General features: G+C 38.9%; 24 protein-coding genes and 1 other annotated feature. Of the genes, 16 read left to right on the forward strand and 8 right to left on the reverse strand.

Translation table 11 applies throughout. From position 1 onward, the window contains the following. Positions 1 to 73: 73 nt before the first annotated feature. Positions 74 to 439, forward strand: a complete 366-nt coding sequence (locus D9X91_RS13580; protein ID WP_121681180.1) for a hypothetical protein — start codon at positions 74 to 76, stop codon at positions 437 to 439. Between the two features lie 150 nt (positions 440 to 589). Then, positions 590 to 1249: an HAD family hydrolase gene (locus D9X91_RS13585; RefSeq protein WP_121681277.1), complete on the forward strand. Its 660-nt coding sequence runs from the start codon at positions 590 to 592 to the stop codon at positions 1247 to 1249. 44 nt (positions 1250 to 1293) lie between these two features. Here D9X91_RS13585 and D9X91_RS13590 read toward each other — a convergent pair whose 3' ends face one another. The 3 genes from D9X91_RS13590 to D9X91_RS13600 all read right to left on the reverse strand — a co-directional run bounded on the left by D9X91_RS13590 (position 1294) and on the right by D9X91_RS13600 (position 3218). Then, on the reverse strand, positions 1294 to 1980 hold the full coding sequence (locus tag D9X91_RS13590) for an HI0074 family nucleotidyltransferase substrate-binding subunit (RefSeq protein WP_267900816.1): 687 nt from the start codon (positions 1978 to 1980) through the stop codon (positions 1294 to 1296). Positions 1981 to 2455: 475 nt separating this feature from the next. Further along, on the reverse strand, positions 2456 to 2770 hold the full coding sequence (locus D9X91_RS13595; protein ID WP_121681182.1) for a hypothetical protein: 315 nt from the start codon (positions 2768 to 2770) through the stop codon (positions 2456 to 2458). After that, positions 2760 to 3218 (reverse strand): sigma-70 family RNA polymerase sigma factor, encoded by a 459-nt coding sequence (locus D9X91_RS13600; RefSeq protein WP_121681183.1) that lies wholly within the window; start codon positions 3216 to 3218, stop codon positions 2760 to 2762. Before D9X91_RS13600 ends, D9X91_RS13595 begins: the two co-directional genes overlap by 11 nt. Positions 3219 to 3836: 618 nt before the next feature. On the opposite strand from D9X91_RS13600, the gene pyrH reads away from it, so the two are divergent. From pyrH to D9X91_RS13635, 7 genes are all read left to right on the forward strand, one after another. Further along, the gene (gene pyrH, locus D9X91_RS13605) at positions 3837 to 4574 is read left to right on the forward strand and encodes a UMP kinase (protein WP_121681184.1); all 738 of its coding nucleotides are present in this window, start codon (positions 3837 to 3839) and stop codon (positions 4572 to 4574) included. 150 nt (positions 4575 to 4724) lie between these two features. Further along, positions 4725 to 5729, forward strand: a complete 1005-nt coding sequence (locus D9X91_RS13610) for a serine hydrolase domain-containing protein (protein ID WP_121681185.1) — start codon at positions 4725 to 4727, stop codon at positions 5727 to 5729. Positions 5730 to 6087: 358 nt separating this feature from the next. Beyond that, a complete protein-coding gene (locus D9X91_RS13615) occupies positions 6088 to 6675 on the forward strand; it encodes a GNAT family N-acetyltransferase (RefSeq protein WP_121681186.1) in 588 nt (195 codons plus the stop codon). Positions 6676 to 6945: 270 nt separating this feature from the next. After that, positions 6946 to 7422, forward strand: a complete 477-nt coding sequence (locus D9X91_RS13620; RefSeq protein ID WP_121681187.1) for a GNAT family N-acetyltransferase — start codon at positions 6946 to 6948, stop codon at positions 7420 to 7422. Between the two features lie 110 nt (positions 7423 to 7532). After that, positions 7533 to 8048, forward strand: coding sequence for a GNAT family N-acetyltransferase (locus D9X91_RS13625; RefSeq protein WP_121681188.1), 516 nt, complete (start codon positions 7533 to 7535; stop codon positions 8046 to 8048). A gap of 156 nt (positions 8049 to 8204) precedes the next feature. Beyond that, positions 8205 to 9008, forward strand: a complete 804-nt coding sequence (locus tag D9X91_RS13630) for a nucleotidyltransferase domain-containing protein (RefSeq protein WP_121681189.1) — start codon at positions 8205 to 8207, stop codon at positions 9006 to 9008. Positions 9009 to 9032: 24 nt separating this feature from the next. Next, positions 9033 to 10064 carry a serine hydrolase domain-containing protein gene (locus D9X91_RS13635; RefSeq protein WP_233569793.1) on the forward strand — a complete coding sequence of 344 codons (1032 nt, stop codon included), beginning with the start codon at positions 9033 to 9035 and terminating at the stop codon, positions 10062 to 10064. A gap of 127 nt (positions 10065 to 10191) precedes the next feature. Here D9X91_RS13635 and mraY read toward each other — a convergent pair whose 3' ends face one another. Next, a complete protein-coding gene (mraY, locus tag D9X91_RS13640; protein WP_121681190.1) occupies positions 10192 to 11148 on the reverse strand; it encodes a phospho-N-acetylmuramoyl-pentapeptide-transferase in 957 nt (318 codons plus the stop codon). A 271-nt stretch (positions 11149 to 11419) separates the two neighbouring features. On the opposite strand from mraY, the gene D9X91_RS13645 reads away from it, so the two are divergent. Together D9X91_RS13645 and D9X91_RS13650 are read left to right on the forward strand one after the other, a co-directional pair. Continuing rightward, on the forward strand, positions 11420 to 12115 hold the full coding sequence (locus tag D9X91_RS13645) for a GNAT family N-acetyltransferase (protein WP_199738112.1): 696 nt from the start codon (positions 11420 to 11422) through the stop codon (positions 12113 to 12115). A gap of 28 nt (positions 12116 to 12143) precedes the next feature. Beyond that, on the forward strand, positions 12144 to 12581 hold the full coding sequence (locus tag D9X91_RS13650; protein WP_121681191.1) for a VOC family protein: 438 nt from the start codon (positions 12144 to 12146) through the stop codon (positions 12579 to 12581). 52 nt (positions 12582 to 12633) lie between these two features. On the opposite strand, the gene D9X91_RS13655 is transcribed toward D9X91_RS13650, so the two are convergent. After that, positions 12634 to 13887: a dicarboxylate/amino acid:cation symporter gene (locus tag D9X91_RS13655; protein WP_121681192.1), complete on the reverse strand. Its 1254-nt coding sequence runs from the start codon at positions 13885 to 13887 to the stop codon at positions 12634 to 12636. Between the two features lie 577 nt (positions 13888 to 14464). Here D9X91_RS13655 and aspA point away from each other — a divergent pair. From aspA to D9X91_RS13680, 4 genes are all read left to right on the forward strand, one after another. Then, positions 14465 to 15895 carry an aspartate ammonia-lyase gene (gene aspA, locus D9X91_RS13665; RefSeq protein ID WP_121681194.1) on the forward strand — a complete coding sequence of 477 codons (1431 nt, stop codon included), beginning with the start codon at positions 14465 to 14467 and terminating at the stop codon, positions 15893 to 15895. Positions 15896 to 16190: 295 nt separating this feature from the next. After that, on the forward strand, positions 16191 to 16751 hold the full coding sequence (lepB, locus tag D9X91_RS13670; RefSeq protein WP_121681195.1) for a signal peptidase I: 561 nt from the start codon (positions 16191 to 16193) through the stop codon (positions 16749 to 16751). Positions 16752 to 17126: 375 nt separating this feature from the next. Then, on the forward strand, positions 17127 to 17687 hold the full coding sequence (locus D9X91_RS13675; RefSeq protein ID WP_121681196.1) for an AAA family ATPase: 561 nt from the start codon (positions 17127 to 17129) through the stop codon (positions 17685 to 17687). 21 nt (positions 17688 to 17708) lie between these two features. Next, complete coding sequence (locus tag D9X91_RS13680) at positions 17709 to 18203, forward strand: phosphoribosylanthranilate isomerase (RefSeq protein WP_121681197.1); 495 nt, start codon at positions 17709 to 17711, stop codon at positions 18201 to 18203. Between the two features lie 129 nt (positions 18204 to 18332). Here the strand turns inward: D9X91_RS13680 and D9X91_RS13685 are convergent, their stop codons facing one another. Genes D9X91_RS13685 through D9X91_RS13695 form a run of 3 tightly spaced genes read right to left on the reverse strand, consistent with a single transcriptional unit; the run spans position 18333 to position 19366 of the window. Beyond that, positions 18333 to 18602, reverse strand: a complete 270-nt coding sequence (locus D9X91_RS13685) for a hypothetical protein (protein WP_121681198.1) — start codon at positions 18600 to 18602, stop codon at positions 18333 to 18335. A gap of 3 nt (positions 18603 to 18605) precedes the next feature. Next, a complete protein-coding gene (locus D9X91_RS13690) occupies positions 18606 to 18995 on the reverse strand; it encodes an SHOCT-like domain-containing protein (protein WP_121681199.1) in 390 nt (129 codons plus the stop codon). After that, positions 18995 to 19366, reverse strand: a complete 372-nt coding sequence (locus D9X91_RS13695) for a DUF2089 domain-containing protein (RefSeq protein WP_121681200.1) — start codon at positions 19364 to 19366, stop codon at positions 18995 to 18997. The genes D9X91_RS13690 and D9X91_RS13695 overlap by 1 nt, the downstream gene beginning before the upstream one ends. Before the next feature lie 199 nt (positions 19367 to 19565). Continuing rightward, positions 19566 to 19812 (forward strand) — a binding site (T-box leader). Between the two features lie 174 nt (positions 19813 to 19986). Here D9X91_RS13695 and D9X91_RS13700 point away from each other — a divergent pair. Beyond that, positions 19987 to 21228 (forward strand): MFS transporter, encoded by a 1242-nt coding sequence (locus D9X91_RS13700; protein WP_121681280.1) that lies wholly within the window; start codon positions 19987 to 19989, stop codon positions 21226 to 21228.

Below are 21228 nucleotides of genomic sequence, written 5' to 3' on the forward strand. Positions count from 1 at the left end.
ACTTTTGGGATTTTATGTTAAACTTAAAATGAATATATTTAGTTTTAATCACAATTAGTGAAGGAGGTATTTGGTGCCTAGAAGGGCGAAAATCTTAACTTTTATAGTCATTATTTTATTTATTGGACTATGTTTTAAAGCAATTCCTGTGCTCGCCACAGGAGGAGGCAATTTACATCAAGAAATTCATTGGATGGTATATGGTTATGACCGGGTATGGTATCATGACCGAACTTATTTACAACCAACCAAAGAGTATACGCCCACACAAGCAGTTCAAAAGTTTGGCCAAGGAAAAAGGCTTTATCCAACTGGGGAAAAGGTGATTGGACTCCCTGTTTATTCCTCACACAAAAAACAAGATGGATTGACGACTCTATTAATCCTCAAAAAACATAATGGGAATTTTATCGTTTATACGCTTAGCGGTGGTCCCTAATATTTTTCCTGAAATCAGAAAAGCAGTTTCGTTTTCACCTTAAACGGAACTGTTTTTGATTGGGATACCGGGTTGATCTATTTAATTTTATTGAAAAAGGGATGGAGAATAAAAGTTAAATTTAATAATTTCAATTAGGTGGGGATCATAATAGACACTTATAAATTTATTTTATTTGATTTAGACGGGACGCTTTCAGATCCAAAGGTTGGAATAACTAAATCGGTCCAATATGCGTTGCATAGAATGGGGATTGATGAGCCTGCTGTTGACAAACTAGATGGTTTTATTGGGCCGCCATTGCAGGTTTCATTTAAAGAACACTTTCATTTTAATGAAGTAGATACACAAAAAGCGATAGATTTGTATAGGGAAAGATTTAAGGAAAAAGGAATGTTTGAGAATAAGTTGTATCCCCATATTTCATCACTATTAAAATTACTACAAGAACAGGAATTTACTTTAATTGTGGCCACTTCTAAACCTACTGTATTTGCTGAGCAAATATTAAAGCATTTCAAGATTGAGAAGTATTTTGATTTAGTTGTAGGAAGTGAACTTGATGGAACAAGAGCGGGGAAGACACAAATCATTCAATACATATTAGATTATTATCAAGAACATAGACGCAGTGATTTTGTTATGATCGGAGACAGAGAGCACGATATTATCGGGGCAAATAATACTGGTATAGCTTCTATTGGCGTGACATATGGATATGGTTCTTATGATGAATTAAGACAGTCAAACCCTACTAATATAGTAGAAAGTGTGGAGGAGTTAAAAGGTTTTCTGATGGGGACTGGATGAAAGGCCGGAGGGACGAGGAACCTGTCTCTCCGTCCCTTCCTGCTTCACTCGATTCTTTCATTCATTTCAGTTGCTAGTGCATCAAATAGATGAATGTAAATATCTTTTATATGGTTATAAATTTCAACGGCGATTGCTTCATCATAGGTGTGTGGGGTCCGGTTACGATCTTCGAGCATTTTAAGCCATCCATCACCCTCTTTAATCAGTCCATTTTTAAAAGCTTCCCTGATGGTCTTCCTTGGACTGGGAACTTCTAAGATCCCATTGAATTCTAAATAGGCTTTCATGATCTTCCAGGATAGTTCATAAGTAAATTCAAAACGTTGGATTGTGGCGTCAATGACGATATCATCCTTTGCCGGATCCCTTTCCAATGATTCATGGAGCTTCTTTATGGCTCTTTCTAAATCGACTAATTTATCGCTTACCTTATTCAAATTATCCACCACTTTTCCATTAGGATTTGTTAAAAATATGGTTTTGCCTTCTTTATCTATGTATCCCTTTAGATTGCTATTGCCGATTTTTTGGTAATCTAAAACATCGAACGAATAGATGATGTCAGATTCCGAAAGGTCATCCATAATACTGAAAATAGTTTCATTATCCCTTCTGAACACGATTGCTAGGTCTATATCCGATGGAAAGGATAAGGGGACAGGTTCCGTGTCCCAGCTAAGAAAATAAATTGAGTTAACAAGTGTTAAGGGGACATTTAAATAAAGCAATAGGCTTATAAATGATAAAGTGATTAAATCATATGACTAAATACAGCGAGGAAATCTGGCATGGGACAACCATTCTCGCTATTCCCAAGTTCCCTTGATTCTATAGCCAAACCTACCTTATTAATAATCTTTTTTTGCAGTCGATCCATCGGGCTTAAATGTTAATACGGTAACTACTTTTGTTTTCTTCGTAACATATGATAAAGTGGCCATTTTAGCTTTGGATCCATTCCAAATTATGGTGAAATTTATTCCGGAATTCAAATTTTTAAATCTATCAATATCTATGTCTCCTGGCGGTATGTCACTTTTGGGCACCATTGAATTGTTATATAGCTCAAATTTCCATGCATCTAATTTAATCCCCTCTGGATCTTGAATACTTAAGGTCTCGTAACGATTCCCGAAGGTTTTTTTACCTCGTCCCTCGTCATTCCTACAGAGAAATTAGATTTTAACTCTTCCACCTTATTATTTATGGTAGCCTGACTCGGCAGCGAAAATGCTTTTTATTTTGATGTATTGTGCGATCAATTTTGGAGGTGGAGTTGCCTTCAGAAGTGGAAATATCATTAATGCCACTTTGATGAATTCCTAGACCGATGACAAAGAGACAAATTAAAGAAACAACTACTGTACTTATTACTCTCGGAAAAAAAGTTTTATTTAATATCTTCTTCTCATTTAAATTGCTGATTTGTTCCATAATATTTTCTTTTTCTTCGTTCTTGAAAATCGGATAAGGACTGATTGAATCATCAATGAAATTCTTGAATTTTTTATTCTTCATCAAAGATCCCTCCTAACTTTCGTTCAAGAATATTTCGGCCTCTTGCTAGTCTTGTTCTCACAGTTGAAGAGTTTATGTTAGTGATTGCAGCTATTTCGCTTAAACTAAAATCTTTATAATAATACAACAAAATAATTTCTCTATATTTAATAGGCAGCTTAAATACTTCAGTTGAAATATAGTTGCTTCGTTCTTTCATAATAAATTCTTCTTCTACACTGTTATCATGTTTTATGAAAAATAAATTATTAGAAAGAGTTGTTTTTTTGTAATGCCAAGATCTTAAATAATCCTTGGTTTTATTGACTGCAATTTTATAAATCCATGTTTTTAAGCTTGATTTTTCTTTAAATGTATCAATTTTTAAGAATACAGTGATGAATACCTCTTGCGTTAGATCTTCAGGTTGCTGCCATTCTCCAACGTAGCTAAAAATTAAACGCTTAATTTCTTAACCAAAGGCATTCATCAAATTCCGCAAAAAGTCTTCTTTACTTCCATATGCTTTTTGTTCCAGCAAGGATAACCACCCCGAGATATTCCATTTAGCTTTATAGACGTAGCCCTACTGTAAAATGTCCCATTTCCCCTTCCCTTTCTAAAATTTTTTCATCAAAAGCAGACTATTACTAATGTTATTTATATTTTCACATTAGAATAAAGCGCACCTTCATTTTCAAAGTCAGCATTTGTTCAGTGCAAAATAAAAGTACAGAGGTTTGAAATGATTTTGTACATAACTTTGCAATAAAAAAGACTTGCCAGCCCCAGGGGGACGAGGAGACAGTTCCCGTGTCGCGGCATTGAAACCAAATTGAGCTAGTGAATGTTATTCGAGCGAGGCACCTGCATCCGCCCCTCACGGATTGATAGCTGCTTGAATAATAGTTTCCAATATTGTAAAATAATTAAAGTTTTAACTATTCTGAAAAAGAGGGGTGGAAGGGATGAACTTTAAAGATTCGCGTTTGCCGATTAACCCCATTCATTCTTTTTACTATATGAATTTTAATATTAGGAGTCAAAGTTCAATATACTTTGGCTCTTTTATTTTGAGGAGGATCCTATGACCAGGTATAAAAGAGTTTTAATTAAACTAAGCGGTGGGGCATTAGCAGATGAAAACGGCGAAAGCTTCGGAGTGGACAATTTAGAACACATAACCAATGAGATCATATCCCTGGTCAAAATCGGTGTGGAAGTTTCTATTGTGGTCGGAGGCGGCAATATCTTCAGAGGGAATCTAGCAAGCCAATGGGGGATCGACAGGGTCGAGGCTGATAATATTGGCACTCTAGGCACGATTATAAACAGCCTGATGCTGAGGGGAGTGCTGAAAGCGAAGACCAAAAAAGAAGTGCGGGTGATGACATCCGTGCCCGCACCGTCTGTAGCAGAACCGTATATTCGCTTAAGGGCGATGCACCATTTAGAGAAAGGTTACATCGTTATTTTTGGTGGAGGCAATGGTCAACCGTTTGTGACGACCGATTATCCAAGTGTACAGCGGGCTGTCGAAATGAATTGCGAAGCACTATTTGTTGCGAAACAGGGTGTGGACGGTGTATTTACTTCTGATCCGAATGTCGATGAAGACGCCAAAATGTATCGTCACTTAAACTATCATGATGTAGTTCGAAATAATATAAAGGTTATGGACCAATCAGCCCTATTGCTTGCCAGGGATTTTGAATTGCCTGTCCATATCTTTAATTTTAATCAAGCAGGCGCAATGGAAAGACTATGTTCTGGAGAGGAAATAGGCACCTTAATCGGCCTTGATGAAACCGCTTTGCAGGAGTGATTCGATCTTCAATGCCCAAGGGGACAGTTCCATGTCCCGGTAATGAAGCCAAAAGGAAAGGGACGAGGAACCTGATCCTCCGTGTCGATGTTTCATAAATAAAATTGGTAATTAGTTAAAGGCAGGCCAATTGAAAAAGGAGAACCTAAAGTGGAGAATCTTAAAAATATCATAAACTGGGTAGAGGATATAAGAGAAAAAAATAAGAGTAGTGCTTCTTCGTTATATATACTAAAAAATAACGAAGTGATTTTAGAACATTATTGTGGTTATCATTCTAATTCTGCTGGTGCACTTCCCATCAGCACATCTTCTCGATTCAATGTAGCATCTGCAAGAAAAAGCTATCTCGGTTTAGCAGTGGCATATGCTCTTTATGAAGGGAAAATAAAAAGCCTTGATGACTTCGCAACTGAATATTTAGAGGAAATGGATGAACAGCTCCTTGGGAAGACCACATTACGGCATCTAGTCACTCATTCCCACGGGTTACACGAAAAAGACGATGGTACTATTTTTAGAGAATTTGCCCCAGGGCATGGGTGGGCTTATAGAGGGATTAATGTGTTAATGATGACGGAGCTGGTAAATAAACTTTTTAATAAAAGCTTTCCGGAACTATTAAACGAGAGAGTATTTATCCCTTTAGGTTTACAGAATACTGGTTGGCAAACCACGGAGGATGAAGCACTGGTAAAAGAAATTATTAATCCAGATGAAGAGGGGCATTATAAGTTGGGGAGTTCCAGTGATGGGACACAATCCAACCTGTATACTACGGCCTCAGAGTTTGCGCAATGGGGAAATCTACATTTAAATAAAGGCTTTGGGAATGGCAAACAGATCATTCCAGAAGAAGTTATCAAAATTGCGACTCAAATTCATAGTCCCTCTTACCGGAATCATAACCTCCCTCAAAATGGAATGTTCTGGTATGTACAGGGGGCTCCTGCCAAGTACAGCGAGATCGGGGATAGGGTCCCAAAAGGTTCTTATCAAATATTAGGAATAACAGGGCCAACTCTATTAGTTATTCCCCAATACAATTTGGTCGTGGCAAAAATGTATAACAAGCGCTATAACTACGGCGGGGACAATTATCTTTATTACTTAAAAGAATTTAGTAATATCGTGGCTGATACATTTAGAGAATAATTGTTTTGAAGAAAATATACTTTGAGTAACGGTGAAAAAACTGCTAACGCTACGTTTTAGCAGTATAACGTACATTTAGTTAGATAAGAAAAATTTCTCTTTTATATTCTTGGAATTAATTGTATTATTATCTTGTCAGGAAGTATAAGGAAACGAAGGAGGGGATTGTGATGAAAACAATAAAAAAAATAAAGCAAATTGATACGATGGTTTCTTTCCCCTCATTAAACACGTAAGAAATAATAGCTATTATTAAAACAAACAAGGCCTTCGTATGAAACGGAGGTCTTTATTTATGTTTTATTTTCCATCCTGATAAAAGCACAATCTATTACGAATATAAGGAGAGAAATGCTATATGGAGATTAGAAGATATAGATCAGAAGACGAAGAAGGATGGGTTCGCTGTAGAGTACTTTCATTTTTAGATACAGCTTACTTTGATAACGTATTAAAGGAAAAAGAAACATACGATTATCCATCGATTGAGTTAGTAGCCGTGATCGATAATCAAATTGTAGGTTTATTGGATATTGAGTATGAAACGCAGGAACGTACAGTTTGTTCAAGGGGAAAAGGAATGGGTGGAATGATGTGGCATATAGCGGTCCATCCGGATTTCCGCCGAAGAGGGATAGGAGGAAAATTACTCTTAGAAGCTGAAAGAATTTCTAAAAACATTGGATTGAACCGTATTGAAGCATGGACGAGGGACGATGAATGGGTGAATCGATGGTACGAGCATAACCATTTTAAAAAAGTAGAATCGTATCTTCAAGTATTCATTGATGGTGGAGAAGAATTAAAGGGAGTAATCAAAACTGAAATTCCTAAGTTATACCCTGTTCAAACATTTGCTCATTATATCGGTGAGGATATAGGGATGATTAAGCGTTCATTCAAGCGAGTGCACGAATGCTATTGTTTCGAGAAGCAGTTGGTATAGCTTTTAAATCAACGGGGAATTGCTGAAGATCGGATAATGGATCTTCAGCTTTTTCTTTATTGGAATAAATTTCTTGATATAAACAAAGTGATTTGAAATAATTGGTAATATGTTGGCGGTGAGATGAGAGATTATCTTGTAGGATCAATATGCTCTATAGTTTTGTGGGGGAAATTGAGATGACACTATTAGTCGAGGGGACAGGGGACGTGTCCAGGTCATGAAAAATAAATGTTATTGGAACAAAAGTTCAAAGGGGGATGAAGATTCATGAATTATAAAATTAGAAAAAGAACAAAAGAAGATGTCCATGAATTCATTACTTGGACGTATGACGGCATATATTCTTTTTACGATAATAATATTCAAGAAGAAAAGATTAATGGATTCCTTCAAAGCATAGATAATGATCAGTTCTATTCAGTCATCGATGATCAAGGTCAATTAATAGGGAATTGTGAGTTCTTTAATGTAGGGGAAGCTCCTGAAGAGATTTTAGCGGTTGGTGTTCAAATGAAACCTTCTTTGACTGGAGAAGGGAACGGTTTAACGTTTATACAAGCAATCATTGACCAAGGGAGAGAACTTCTAGGCTATGACCACTTAGAACTGGCAGTGGCTCACTTTAATAAGCGGGCAATAAAACTTTATGAAAAGGCAGGCTTTAAAAGAAAGGGAGACTTTCAAAATAATATAAGAGGTGAAAACTATAATTTCATCATAATGGAAAAGGATTGGGGAGAGTAAGTTTGATGGGATTAATGTTTAATATTTTTGTGGAACTTACTTATTAAACAAACGCCGTAGGTTAGCTGTAAGTGGTTTTTGTTGTTAATCATTCACAAAGGTGTGTTCTTATGGATGTTAGAAGAGCGGGAAATGAAGATGCTCCAGGAATTGCGAAAGTTCACGTTGATAGTTGGAGAACGACTTATAAAAACATAATGTCAGATGAGTTTTTAATGAAGATATCATACGAACAAAGAACAGATTTATGGAATAAAAATATTTCTAAAGATGGTAATTATGTATTTGTAGCAGAAAATAATAATGGAGATATTGTTGGATTTGCGGATTGTGGAAAGAGAGAAAATAATGAGGTAGAAGACTCTGGTGATTTAACATCTATATATATCCTTGAAGAATATCAAGGAATAGGAATTGGAAAAGAGCTAATGAAACAACTATTTCTTCAATTCCAAGAATTGAACTACAATAAGGTTTTTGTGGAAGTATTAAAAGATAATAAAGCACGTTTTTTCTATGAATTTTACGGTGCAAAATTACTAAAAACAGAAAAAATAAAAATTGCTAGTGTTGAATTAGAGCTTCTCATATATGGATGGGATAATGTTAAAGATGTTGTTATTTAATCATTTTATTTTCACTATCGGGGCTTTAATTGAATGAGTTATATATCATATCAAATCAAAAAGCTCTTAGGTTTGAATATTTCCTAAACTTTATTATTTATTATGATATTTGTATTGCGCCATTCAATTAAAGGTGAATAAAAAAGGAGGCACTAAATGGTTTATAAATGGGAAACGTGCCCTTCTAAGGTTAGAGCTATTATATTTAATCTAAAAAATGAAATTATGAAAATACTTAACGAAGATATTATTGGTTTTTATATTCATGGTTCTTTGGCTATGGGAGGATTTAACCCGAAGAAAAGCGATATTGATGTTTTAGTCGTCACTCCAAAATCAATAAAAGTTGATGCGAAAAGGAAATTAGCGAAGCTCTTATTAATGTATTCTAATTCTCCATTTCCAATAGAAATAAGCTTTATCAACAAAGATCAATTAAAAAACTGGCTTCATCCTTGTCCCTTTGATTTTCATTATAGTGAGGTTTGGAGAGGGAGGTATGAAAATGATTTGTTAAAGGGAACAGACAATTTTTTAAACGACAGTATTAACACTGATCCAGATTTAGCAGCTCATGTAACTATAACCAAAAATAGAGGAATATGTGTAGAAGGCAAACCTATTGACCAAGTGTTCCCTTTAATTCCATGTGGAGACTATACAGCCTCAATAATTGGAGATTTTCAAGAGTGTATAGAGAATATTGAAGAAGATCCAACTTATTGCACGCTAAATTTGATTAGAGTGTTTTGGTATTTAAAAGAGGGAGTCATTTCATCTAAGCAGGAAGCTGGGGAATGGGGATTATTAACACTCCCGAAAGAGATGGGGGATACAATTAAAAAAGTAATCGATTGTTATGGAACGGAAAAAGATGCTAATGGTTTTGAAAAAGATGAACTATTGGTGATAAAAGATTATATAGCGAAAAATGTCCAAGCATTGAAAAAGGGTTTATAGAGTAGTTTTTATGGGGTGAGTGAATTGGGATTCGATGATATTAACATGAAAGAAAGAATGAAGCATTATCATGTGATGGGTTTAAGCCTTGCTTTGATTGAAAATGGAGAAGTTAGCGTGGTTGATCAATATGGTTTGAATGAAACAGGAACCACGAATGCTGTAAAAACAGATTCCATCTTCAATGCCTGTTCAATAAGCAAGTTCTTAACAGCGATGATCGTTATGGTGTTAACAGAAAAGGGAGTGCTTGATTTAGATGAGGATGTAAACAGTAAGCTGAAATCTTGGAAAGTTCCTGATTTTGAACTTATTACTAGTAAAAAAGTGACTTTGCGTCATTTACTGAGTCATCAATCAGGAATTATCGATCCAGATGATAGTATTTCTGAGCTCAATCCTAGAGAAGGAATTCCTTCAATGGTTGAGTTACTTGAAGGGAAGACACCATATTGTAAAGCGCCAATTAAGGTGACTTTTGAGCCTGAAAGTGATTTTCACTATTCCGATGCTGGATTTTGTATTATACAAATACTGATTGAAGATGTAACCGGAAAGTCTTTTGAAGATGTAGCAACCGAACAAATCTTTAATCCGTTAAAAATGGACAATAGCTTTTTCGCGAAAACTACAGAATTAAACGAGACCTTTTCCTGCGGGCATAACAAAGCTGGCCATTTAGTTGATGGAAAATATACTGTTTATCCTTATCCAGCGGCATCTGGACTATGGACAACCCCTGCAGATCTAGCGAGATTGGTAATCGAATTAATGAATTCATTAAAAGGTGAAAGTGAAATTGGACTTTCTCAGCTGAAGGCATCAGAGATGATTCACTCTCAAGGTTGTAAAGAGTGGACGGGGCTTGGCGTATTTTTAGATGGTGCAGAAAAAGGAATTGAAATTTCATCCCTTGGGTGGGGAGTCGGCTACCAATGTATGATGGCTGCTGCTCCTTATATGGGGAGTGGTTTGGTGATCATGACGAATACAGATTCAGGCGTTCATCAATTGGAAGGAATCATAGGAGAGGTTTATCGCTCCTTTACCTCTTGATACCATTGATTGACTGTTGAAAATGTAAATGAGGAGCATCGATATATGAACCCAAAAGCTGGATTTAATAATGCGTGGGACGGAACAAATCCCTCTGCCCCGCCATAATGCATAGCCTCGTCACTTTTTAAGGAGTAAGAAACAATTTCCAATAAGCCAAACAGATAATAACACAAAACCAAGAAATAAATCCAAACACCGCGACAATTGTAGTTTCGGACCACCCATATTTTAAGCCAAAGTGATAATGGATGGGAGTCATTCTAAAAATACGCTTATGAGTAAGTTTAAATGACGCGACTTGTAAAATAACCGAAAGTTGTTCAGCAAAATAGATAAAGAACAAAATGGGAATTAAAATTTCAACTTTTTCAATGACAGCAAGAAATGAAAGCGATCCCCCGATAGCTAATGAACCAGTATCCCCCATAAAAGCTTTGGCAGGATATATATTATAAATGAGAAATCCGAGTAAACATCCCATCATAATCAAGCAAAAAAGCTGCACCTCTGGTCTGTCTGAAACCACAAAAAAGAAAAAGTATGTAGGGATTGCAACCACGCCTAAAAGACCGTCTAAACCATCCGTGAAATTGATGGCATTTGCAGAACCTACGACAAATAACGTGATGACAATGACATATACCACCATTGGAAGATTCAACGAAATATGTTTATAAATATTAATGCTGGTATCCACGCCGATATTGTTGATCACAAAATAAAGCAAAGTACTGGTAAAAATAAATTGAAATAAAAGTTTGGTTTTCCCCGATACCCCTCCTGGATCTTGACGAGAAGCTTTCCAAAAATCATCCAAAAATCCAACAAAACTAAAAAGAATATAGGTAACAGACAAGAAATACATGATTGGTGTAGGTGAGTAAAGATTAGATACGATAATTCCTACAAAAAGAATAAGTCCAAACATTAACGGAGTGCCTTTTTTTAACTGATGATCGGACGGAAGTTCTTTTCTGATCGGTTGAATGAGCCTAAGTTTTCTCAAAACAGCAATTAAAAGTGGAGATAAAGCCGCAACAACTAGAAAAGCAATGAATGCTGGGATTATTTGATCACGCACTATTCTTTACTCCTTTTCCTCATTATTATCTATAATCAGTTCTAGAAAACTCATTAATTTCCTCTATTCCATTCAGCCTAAGGACTATCATGTATAAAAATAAGATTTGATTTTTCCGGAGGCGCTGTAAATTTTTATCGCGCTTTTTTGCTGAATAAAATTATTAAGTTATTAAAATGATTGGTATTAAGTTAAATGGCAGGATTGTTTAAAAGAGTAGAGAAATAATTAAAAATAGTGAAGTTGTTCTTTTATGTGGGACGGGCGATGCGTGTTCAAAAATCCAAATGAGGAGCATCGATATATGTATAAAAAAGAGGTGTTGAATAATGAAAGCCTGGCTATGCCAACCACAAACGACCGAATTTCAATCGTACCAGCCAACGAAGCTTCGTGGGAGGACTTGGAAGCGGTTCTCGGACCTGCCAGGTGTCATGGGGCAAAATGCTATTGTCAGCGGTTTAAAATCCCGAACTCACAGTGGAAACTAACAGATGATGATGAACGTGCCTTCCAGCTGCGGATCCAGACGGATTGCGAAAATCCGGAATCCAACTTTACCAGCGGACTTGTCGCTTATCTTGATCATGATCCAGTCGGCTGGTGTGCGGTGGAACCGAGAATCGCATTCAAAAAGCTCATGAACAGCCCGGTTGTATGGCCAGGGCGGGATGAAAACAAGAACGACACTAGCGTTTGGTCCATCACGTGCTTCATTGTTCGCAAGGGCTTTCGTCGGCGCGGCATCACCTACGCTTTAACGCGGGCTGCCGTGGAATTTGCCAGGAAAAAAGGTGCCCTAGCCATTGAGGGATATCCAATGATCACGGTACCCGAAAAAGATATTCCATGGGGTGAACTTCATGTCGGTGCTTACAACGCGTTCATTGCAGCGGGTTTCCGTGAAGTTACCAGACCAACAAAAAGAAGAGTCGTCATGCGTATCGAACTTCAGTCGGAAGGCTAGAAAAATAAGAACATAGGAGATGTCGGATATGAAGATCAAAAGGATAGATCATGTGGGAATCATCGTAAAAGATCTTTCGGCAGCTAAAGATTTTTTTCTTGAGCTTGGACTCGAAGTGCTGGGGGAAGCAGAAGTACAAGGGGAGTGGGTGGAGCGGATAATTGGGCTTGATGACGTTAGAGAGACGATTGTCATGTTAGGGATGCCGTGCGGCGAGGCAACTTTGGAACTGGTGAAGTTTCATACTCCGTTAGATGAAAAAGAGATACAGCCAACATTTGCAAATACGCTGGGCAGCCAGCATATAGCATTCACTGTAGAAGACATTGAAGCCGTTGTTGCCAAATTAGAAAAGAAAGGCGCAGAACTTTTTGGAGAGATAATAAACTACAAAAACCTCTATAAATTATGCTACGTGCGCGGACCTGAAGGGGTAATGATTGAGTTGGCGGAGAAGATGGGCTAAATATTGGGGAATAAAAGGGGCATCCAAAACTCTCGGAATGCCCTTTTGTTGGTTATACCAATTTCTCTTCCCTTAACGCTTCTTTTCTTTCCCGATTTTTCTCGGATTGATCGACGACAGCTGCTCCTACAACGTCGCCGATGACATTGGAAGCTGTTCCTGCCATGCCGATGATGGCGTCGACCCCTGCAATGAGCGCGACGATTTCGAGCGGAAGGTTGAACATCGTCAATACGGCAGACAACGTGACGAGTCCTGCTGCCGGAATGCCAGCTGTTCCGATGGATAGGAGCGTCCCGACCAGGATGATCGTCACGAAATCCAATGGTGAAAAGTGGGCACCGGACACATTGGCAGCGAAAACGATGGAGGCTCCCATCCGCAATGCCCCGCCATCCGAGTTGAACACAGCGCCAAGCGGCAGGCTGAAGTTGACGATTTTCTCCGAAATGCCTGCTTTTTTCGCACCATCAATGGCAACCGGAAGCGTCGCAATACTGCTGGACGTAAAGAATGCCGTCGTATACGCTTCTTTCGTATTGGCGAAGAACTTCCTGACCGAGATATTAAACAGCTTAAGGCTACCGCTGTATACAACCACCCAAAGGATCACGATGCCGAGATAAAATACGGATGTAAATTTGAATAAAGATTTAAACGTATCCCATCCCTGCGTTCCGAAAGATGCTGCCGCAATCGCAAAGATCCCAATCGGTGCATACAGCAGGATGCCCTGAAGGATGCGGAAGAACAGTTCGTTGGCCGCATCAAAGAAGTCATGAAGCAAACCACCGTATTTCTGCATCTTTTCTTCCGATGAAAAACGCATACCAGAAATCGTAAATCCGATGACGATTGCCAGAAACAAGATCGCCATTAAATTCCCGGCAGAAAAAGCCGTGACGATATTATCCGGCACAATGCTCAATATAATGTTGGAGAACGATGGACTTTCAGGCTTGCCCACTGCTGCATTCGGCAGCGAAAGCGACTCCCCAGGATTGATCCAGAGTGCAAGGCCAAGCCCGATCAACACCGCGGCAGCCGTCGTCGTCCCGTAATAAAGGATCAGCTTGCCGCCCGTTCTCCCTAGCTGCTTCGGATTCATCTGATTCACCGCCAGCACCACCGTCAAGAACACCACCGGAGTTGCTATTAAATTCAGCAGCTTGATCAACAAGGTCCCAAGAGGCTTCAACACCTCAGCCCCATGCCCAAACATCACCCCAACGGCGATCCCAAGCACGAACCCAATCGTCATCTTCAAGATGAACGAAGAATTCTTGTATTTCTTCCATATAAACACGTAGTTCCCACCTCATTATCATTTGAATAACTATCGTAAAAGTTCCGATTCATTATAGCTTATCGGAGGTGGGGGGACAAATGATTGGGATTGTAACTGATACTCGGGACAAAAACTGTCCCTTTTTCTCCAAAAAGTATCGAATAACCATTGATAATTCCCTCTAGCAGGATTATAGTGTATACGGATGGATTTTCGAACCCATATTCAGACTGTATTTTGAAGTTGATCTACTATAATCTCCATCCGTTTTTTAATAGGTTATTTCAAAAATTTGCTGATTTTAATAGATTTATATTTTTATTGTTGATTGGAGCGGAAGGTGCGAGACTCCAGCGGGAAATAGCGGGACAGGTGAGACCCCGCAGCGCAGCGAGGAAAGGTAAGGCGGATGTTCGATTAACTTCGGCACGTCCTGTGCCAACATCGAACGACCTCACTTCGTGTGAGGCCCCTCGGAAAGCGAGCATCCTTCCGCGGAAATCAACCGTACGCAATACCAGCAAATATTTCACGAAAAAAACCTTCAAAAATGAACAAGCATCAGATTCTTTTTAAATAAAGGAGAATAACAGATATGTTACTTACACCAAACCAATTTCGAGTCGAAAAGGATTTTTTAGGGTCCAAGGAAGTCCCTTCGGATGCCTATTACGGAGTTCAAACCCTTCGTGCGGTTGAAAACTTCCCGATCACTGGATACCGCATAGATTCAGAATTGATCAAAGCTATGGCAATGGTGAAGAAAGCAGCTGCAATGGCGAATATGGAAGTTAAGAGCCTTTACTCCGGAATTGGAGACGCCATTGTCCAGGCGGCGGATGAAATGATAGAAGGAAAATGGCACGACCAAATCATTGTCGATCCGATTCAAGGTGGAGCCGGCACATCGATCAACATGAACGTAAATGAGGTTTTGGCCAATCGTGCACTTGAAATCATGGGCAAGGAAAAAGGACAATATAACTTTGTCAGCCCGAACAGCCACGTAAATATGTCGCAATCGACGAATGATTCTTTCCCGACTGCCATGCATATCGCGGTCATCAATCTATCAGAAAAATTAATCGCGACGATGGAGCACATGCATGAAGTGTTTCAAGAAAAAGCGAACGAATTCAGCCATGTCATTAAAATGGGACGCACCCATTTGCAGGATGCCGTGCCGATCAGGCTTGGGCAGGAATTTGAAGCTTACAGCCGTGTGATTGCTAGGGACATTAAGCGAATCAAGCAATCCAGGCAGCACCTATATGAACTGAACATGGGCGCAACCGCTGTGGGGACGGGATTGAATGCGTATCCTCGTTATATCGAATTAGTCGTTCCATATCTGGCTGAAATCAGCGGGCTTCCTTTTGAAGGTGCGGAACATCTCGTCGATGCCACGCAGAATACGGATGCCTATACGGAAGTCTCCAGCTCATTGAAAATCTGTATGATCAATATGTCCAAGATCGCGAACGACCTGCGGTTAATGGCGTCCGGTCCGAGAGCGGGCTTAGGGGAAATCACCCTGCCAGCCAGACAGCCGGGATCTTCCATCATGCCGGGGAAAGTAAACCCTGTTCTGCCTGAATTGATTAACCAAGTGTCATTCCAAGTCATCGGAAATGACCAGACGATCTCACTCGCATCAGAAGCAGGACAGCTTGAATTGAACGTCATGGAACCTGTCTTGATCTTTAATCTTTTGCAATCCATCAGCATCATGAACAACGCTTTTACGACTTTTACCGAGCATTGTGTAAAAGGAATTAAAGCGAACGAAGACAGGCTGAAGGAATATGTGGAGAAAAGTGTCGGCATCATCACGGCCGTCAATCCTCATATCGGCTATGAAGTAGCTTCCCGAATTGCGAGAGAAGCCATCTTAAGCGGTTCACCGATTCGCGATTTGTGCTTGAAATATGATGTTCTGTCGGAAGAAGAACTGAATTTGATCCTGGATCCATACGAAATGACACATCCAGGCATCGCAGGCGCTGCTTTGCTGGAAAGAAATTAATAGCTAAGTAGTTGAAATAAATTAGAAATCGGGTATGAAATCGTAAAGGTTGCATGCCTGATTTTTTTGTTGCGGAAAAAAAGATTTATAGCTTAGTAGAGCTTCTGTAAATGGGTTATGACAAAAAACTAAGACCCCTTATGATCCAAATGGAGTATCTTTTCATTTTCCATTTATCCCTAAATGCTGCTTATGTTATAGTAATAATAGAAAAAAATGGAATTATTTTTAAGTGCTGCCTTTAATAGATGAAAGCTTACATATATAAAACTAAATAAACAGCGAGGTCATAAAAATGGAACGAAGCAAGTTAAAAGAAGAATTAATCAGTTGGTTGAAAGCCGTTGTGCTAGCCATTCTTGTGGTCTTTATCGCAAAGACATTTCTCGTTGCCAATTACGTCGTCGATGGAAGCTCCATGTACCCGACGTTAAAGAACGAGGACCGATTAATGGTGAATAAAATCGGCTACAAGCTATCCGACATTAAACATGGAGATATCATTGTTTTCCATGCGACTCCAACAGATGATTATATTAAACGGGTCATCGGCCTCCCTGGAGACACCATCGTCTATAAAAACGATGAGCTTTATCGAAATGGAAAGAAAGTAACTGAACCCTATTTAGACCCGGAGAAAAAAGAATTAGAAAGCGGTAATTTAACGTATGATTTCACATTGGAACAAGATACAGGGAAAACAAAAGTCCCCGCAGGAGAATTGTGGGTGATGGGCGACAACAGGAGAAATAGCGTAGACAGCAGACGATTTGGATTCATAAAGCAAAGTGACGTTGTCGGCAAGTTGGATGTCCGCTATTATCCATTCGGCAAGTTTGAGTGGTTCGGGTTATAGAATAATAAGTAATTCAGATTTAGAATCAGCACCGAGTGCGGACGCTCGATTAATGACTAAAGGATGTTTTCTCGAAAATTGTTGTTGTTAATAGTTTTTATGATGAAAATTCATTATAAGGTGTTGATTGAAGCGGAAGGTGCGAGACTCCGGAGGGATCAGCGGGCAGGGTGAGACCCCGCAACGAAGTGAGGAGAAATAGAAGAGGATGTTCGATTAAGTTCGGCACATCGTGTGCCAACATCGAACGACCTCACTTCGTGTGAGGCCCTCGGAAAGCGAGCATCCTGCAGCGGAAATCAAACTTGCGCAATCTTTAATGAATAGCAAATAAGTTCACGGAAAGAGCCTTTCTAAAAGCTAAGGAGAGAGAGTATGAATTTTGTTCTTGTATTCGGACCGCAAGCGGTTGGGAAAATGACTGTAGGACAAGAATTGGCTAAAATGACAGATTTGAAACTTTTCCATAATCATATGACGATTGATTTAGTTAGTCATTTCTTTGATTACGGCACCAAAGAAGGAAAGAGATTAGTCAGGCTGTTCCGTCAGGAGATATTCGAAGAAGTCTCAAAGAGTACTATGTATGGAATGATCTTTACTTACGTCTGGGCATTTAATATGCAAGAAGACTGGGATTATGTGAATCATGTCGTTCAGTTGTTCGAATCACGTGGAGGAACTGTTTACTTAGTCGAGCTTGAGGCAGACATAGAGGAAAGAGTTGAGCGGAATAAAAGTCCTAATCGACTTGAACATAAACCATCCAAAAGGGATATTGAATGGTCTGAAGGTGAATTGAAAAACTCTATGAAGAAATACAGATTGAATTCTTCAGAAGGTGAAATTAACCATTCAAACTATATCAGGATAAACAATGCCGACTTGAGTGCGGAAGAAACGGCAAAGATGATTAAAGATAGATTTCAATTGTAGTATATGTATGGGGGGGACAAAATGAATAATCACAAATTTGCTGAGTTTATTAAAATTGCAAAAAACCTAAATGATATTGGCATGGTTCCCTTGTTAATGGGATCTGTCGGATTAGAAGTCGTTACCGGGAAGAGTTGGAATTCACAAGACTTAGATATTCATGTGCCTGGCGATAAAAGAGGGTGGGAAGTACCTCCGGAAGTGTCTATTCATAATTGGGTAGATATCATCAATGTCATGAATTCGATGGATTACAGCCTGATTGATTTGCATGAACATGAGTTTTATAAAGATGGGCTATCAGTCGAGATTGGAAATGTTGACACTCTGCCGGACTTCGCCGGAATACAATTAGAAGATTTAGAAATACATCAAAATGGGGACGTAAAGTATTATCTGCTAAATCCTGAACAATATTTACGAGTCTACGAGTCTTCCTCTAAGGATAGTTATCGAGCAGATAAAAATAATCATAAAGATCTAGCAAAAATAGAATTTTTAAAGAGCATGCTGTAGGAGGGGATAAGTTGAAAATAGCCATTTCCCTGACGCTCTCAATGGAAGATGAAATTTCAATAATAAAAGCCTGATTTCTCAGTTTAATGCGAAGAAATTAGGCTTTTTCATGTGATTTAGAGGTTTTATTCAAAGCTTCACTACTACCTCGGTTCCATCCTTCAATTTCGTTTCAACTAAGGTAATTCCCCGGTGCTTAGACAATCCATGGAGCAGCGGCTTCAAATCTTTTCTATCAATCTCTGGGAAAGTGAATTTACTGCCGTCCTTCTTCATTGCCTGATTGATCAAGCGATTGATCCTTTTCGATGTAATCATCAAACTGGCCAAATTTAAAACCGCATAAGGAACAGGAATGGAGAATCGTTTATCATTGACCTTCAGTTTCACCCTTAACATAGCCTACTCAATCACCACAAAAACTTTATCACCATTGGCCGAGGTAATGTCCACAATCTGTCCGTCCAATTCGTTTTCGATGGCTTCAATGAGCAGGTCAACATTGATATCTTTTACATACTTTTCTGCTTCAGGTATTTTTTCAGCGATATTGGTCCCTACTTTTAAAACAGCCTTGACCAGATTGATCGGTAAATTCACATTGACGTTATCGCCTTCCTCGGAAATCACCCGAATCTTTAACATCTTCTTTCCATAGGGAACATCTTTTTTGACTGTGACGAGCTCCGGCTGATCCTTATCTTTCAAGATATTGATTAATTCACTTGCTTTTTCCTTATCGATCTTCCCTTCCTCTACCAGCGTTAAGACTCTTGAAATTTCCTCCCGCATCATTCTTCCCCCTCTTTTAATAATTGGATGGCTTTCTCTGCCGTAATTTCGCCTTTTTCCAATAATGATACAATTTTCTTCTTATCCACTTCCAGTTTCTTCTGGGTGGAATAACCGAGAGAAGAGATAATTTCATCTAATTTCCCTCTGACCGTCGGATAGGAAATTCCGAGCTCCTTTTCGACCTCTTTAATATTTCCGCGGCATTTTAGAAAAACCTCAATAAAATGCAGCTGTCCCTGACCGAGAGAGGCCAGTTTGGAAACTTCAAATTCATTTTCTACCGTTGTCTGGCAATGGTTGCACTGCAACTTCGTAATTTTAAGCGAGTTGCTGCAAACAGGACAATTCGTGAGTAAAGGATACGACATGCTGTTCTCCTTTCTTTTATTTACCAATATCATACACCATAAATTTCTATTTTTAAATATAAATTTAAAATAGTTTATAAAAATATATATAAATATTTAATAAATTAATTTCGTTATTAATATTTTGAATAGGAGGCTATAAGTCTAGAATGGAATCTTATTATTTACAAAATAAGTTATTAATGATAAAATTTCGGGAATCAAAGCGATGAAGAGAAGAGTAGATGAACACCTTCTTTACAGAGAGCTCCGGAAGCTGGAAAGGAGTAAGAAGGTTTCGTTGAAGCAAGCCTCTGAGCGGCACATCGGAACAGTTGGGATGATGTGACGGGAGCTCCCGTTATTGAGCTAGGGTATAAGCATGCTGCAATGCCGTACCTGAAGAGGTTCATATGGCGATGTATGAACGAACTGGGGTGGCACCGCGAGAAAATCTCGTCCCTAAGACTAAGTCTTGGGGGTGGGATTTTTTTATTTTGTTTGTTGCTGTAGCAACTAAAATGGATTCTCTATAAAATTATTAACTTTAAAATTGCGTAATAACTGAGAAAAGATTACGAAAACAGCCTTTTGTAGAAAATTTAGCAGGCCGGATAAATTAGGGGGGAATCTCATTGAGTTTGAAAACAATAGCAGAAACTTGGCGGTATCCATCGATTTTACTAATGAGCATCGGGATTTCAAGTGTCGGAAGCTGGGTTTATTTTATCGCATTAAATCTTATCGTTCTTAACCTAACAGGGTCAGCGATTGCTGTCTCTGGATTATATATCATCAGGGCTTTGTCCACCGTCTTTACTAATTTTTGGGCCGGGAGCCTGATCGACCGGATGAATAAGAAACACCTCATGATCGCACTTAATATCTTTCAAACCGTGCTGATTTTGCTGCTTCCATTGCTTTCATCCCTGGCTTTTATATATTGTATGGTCTTTTTCATCACAGCAGCCAGTTCCATGTATCATCCAACCTCCATGACGTACATGACAAAATTAATACCAGAGGGGAAGAGAAAGAGATTTAACTCTTTACGCAGCTTGCTTGATTCGGGAGCTTTCTTGACCGGTCCAGCAATAGCAGGAATGATGTTTACAATCGGGACGCCTGACATGGCTATTTATATTAATGCCATCGCATTATTGTTATCAGCATTCATCACCATCTGGATGCCTAATGTTGAAGGCACTGCACGCCTTGGAACATCTGATGGAAGATTATCGATTATAAAAGATGATTGGAAGCTGGTTATCAGGTTTAGCCGTAAATATTCGTACACGATGATGATCTATTTTCTATTTAGCGCCATGAACGTCATGATGACCTCGACGGATTCTTTGGAAGCAGCATTTGCCACAAAGGTGCTTTCTTTATCTGAAGGCGAATATGGGGTATTAGTCAGTATAGCGGGTGCTGGCGTTTTGACAGGATCATTAATCAATACCATGATTGTCGAAAAAATACCTACTTCTTGGCTTATTGGAATGGGATCATTGATTACTGCAGCAGGATATATGGTGCTGACATCTTCCAACACATACCTTATCGCTTCGATCGGATGCTTTGTTTTGTCCTTTGCTGCGGCTTTTGCCAATACCGGTTTTTATACGTTTTACCAAAATAATATCCCTGTGGATGTCATGGGCAGAATCGGAAGCATCTATGGACTTGTTGAAGCCTCTCTCGTTATCGTGGCCACTGCCATTTTTGGTATCGCTTCTGAGCTCATATCCATTAGATTTGTTGTCGTCTCGGGATCATCTATCATGCTGTTAGTCTCCATTGCGCTGTTTATATTCAATGTTCTACCATCGAAGGCTGGGGTTTATCAACATGCTGCAGCCGAGACTAAAATTGTTAAATGA

This window comes from Falsibacillus albus (assembly GCF_003668575.1).
GTDB classification, from domain to species: Bacteria; Bacillota; Bacilli; order Bacillales; family DSM-25281; genus Falsibacillus; species Falsibacillus albus.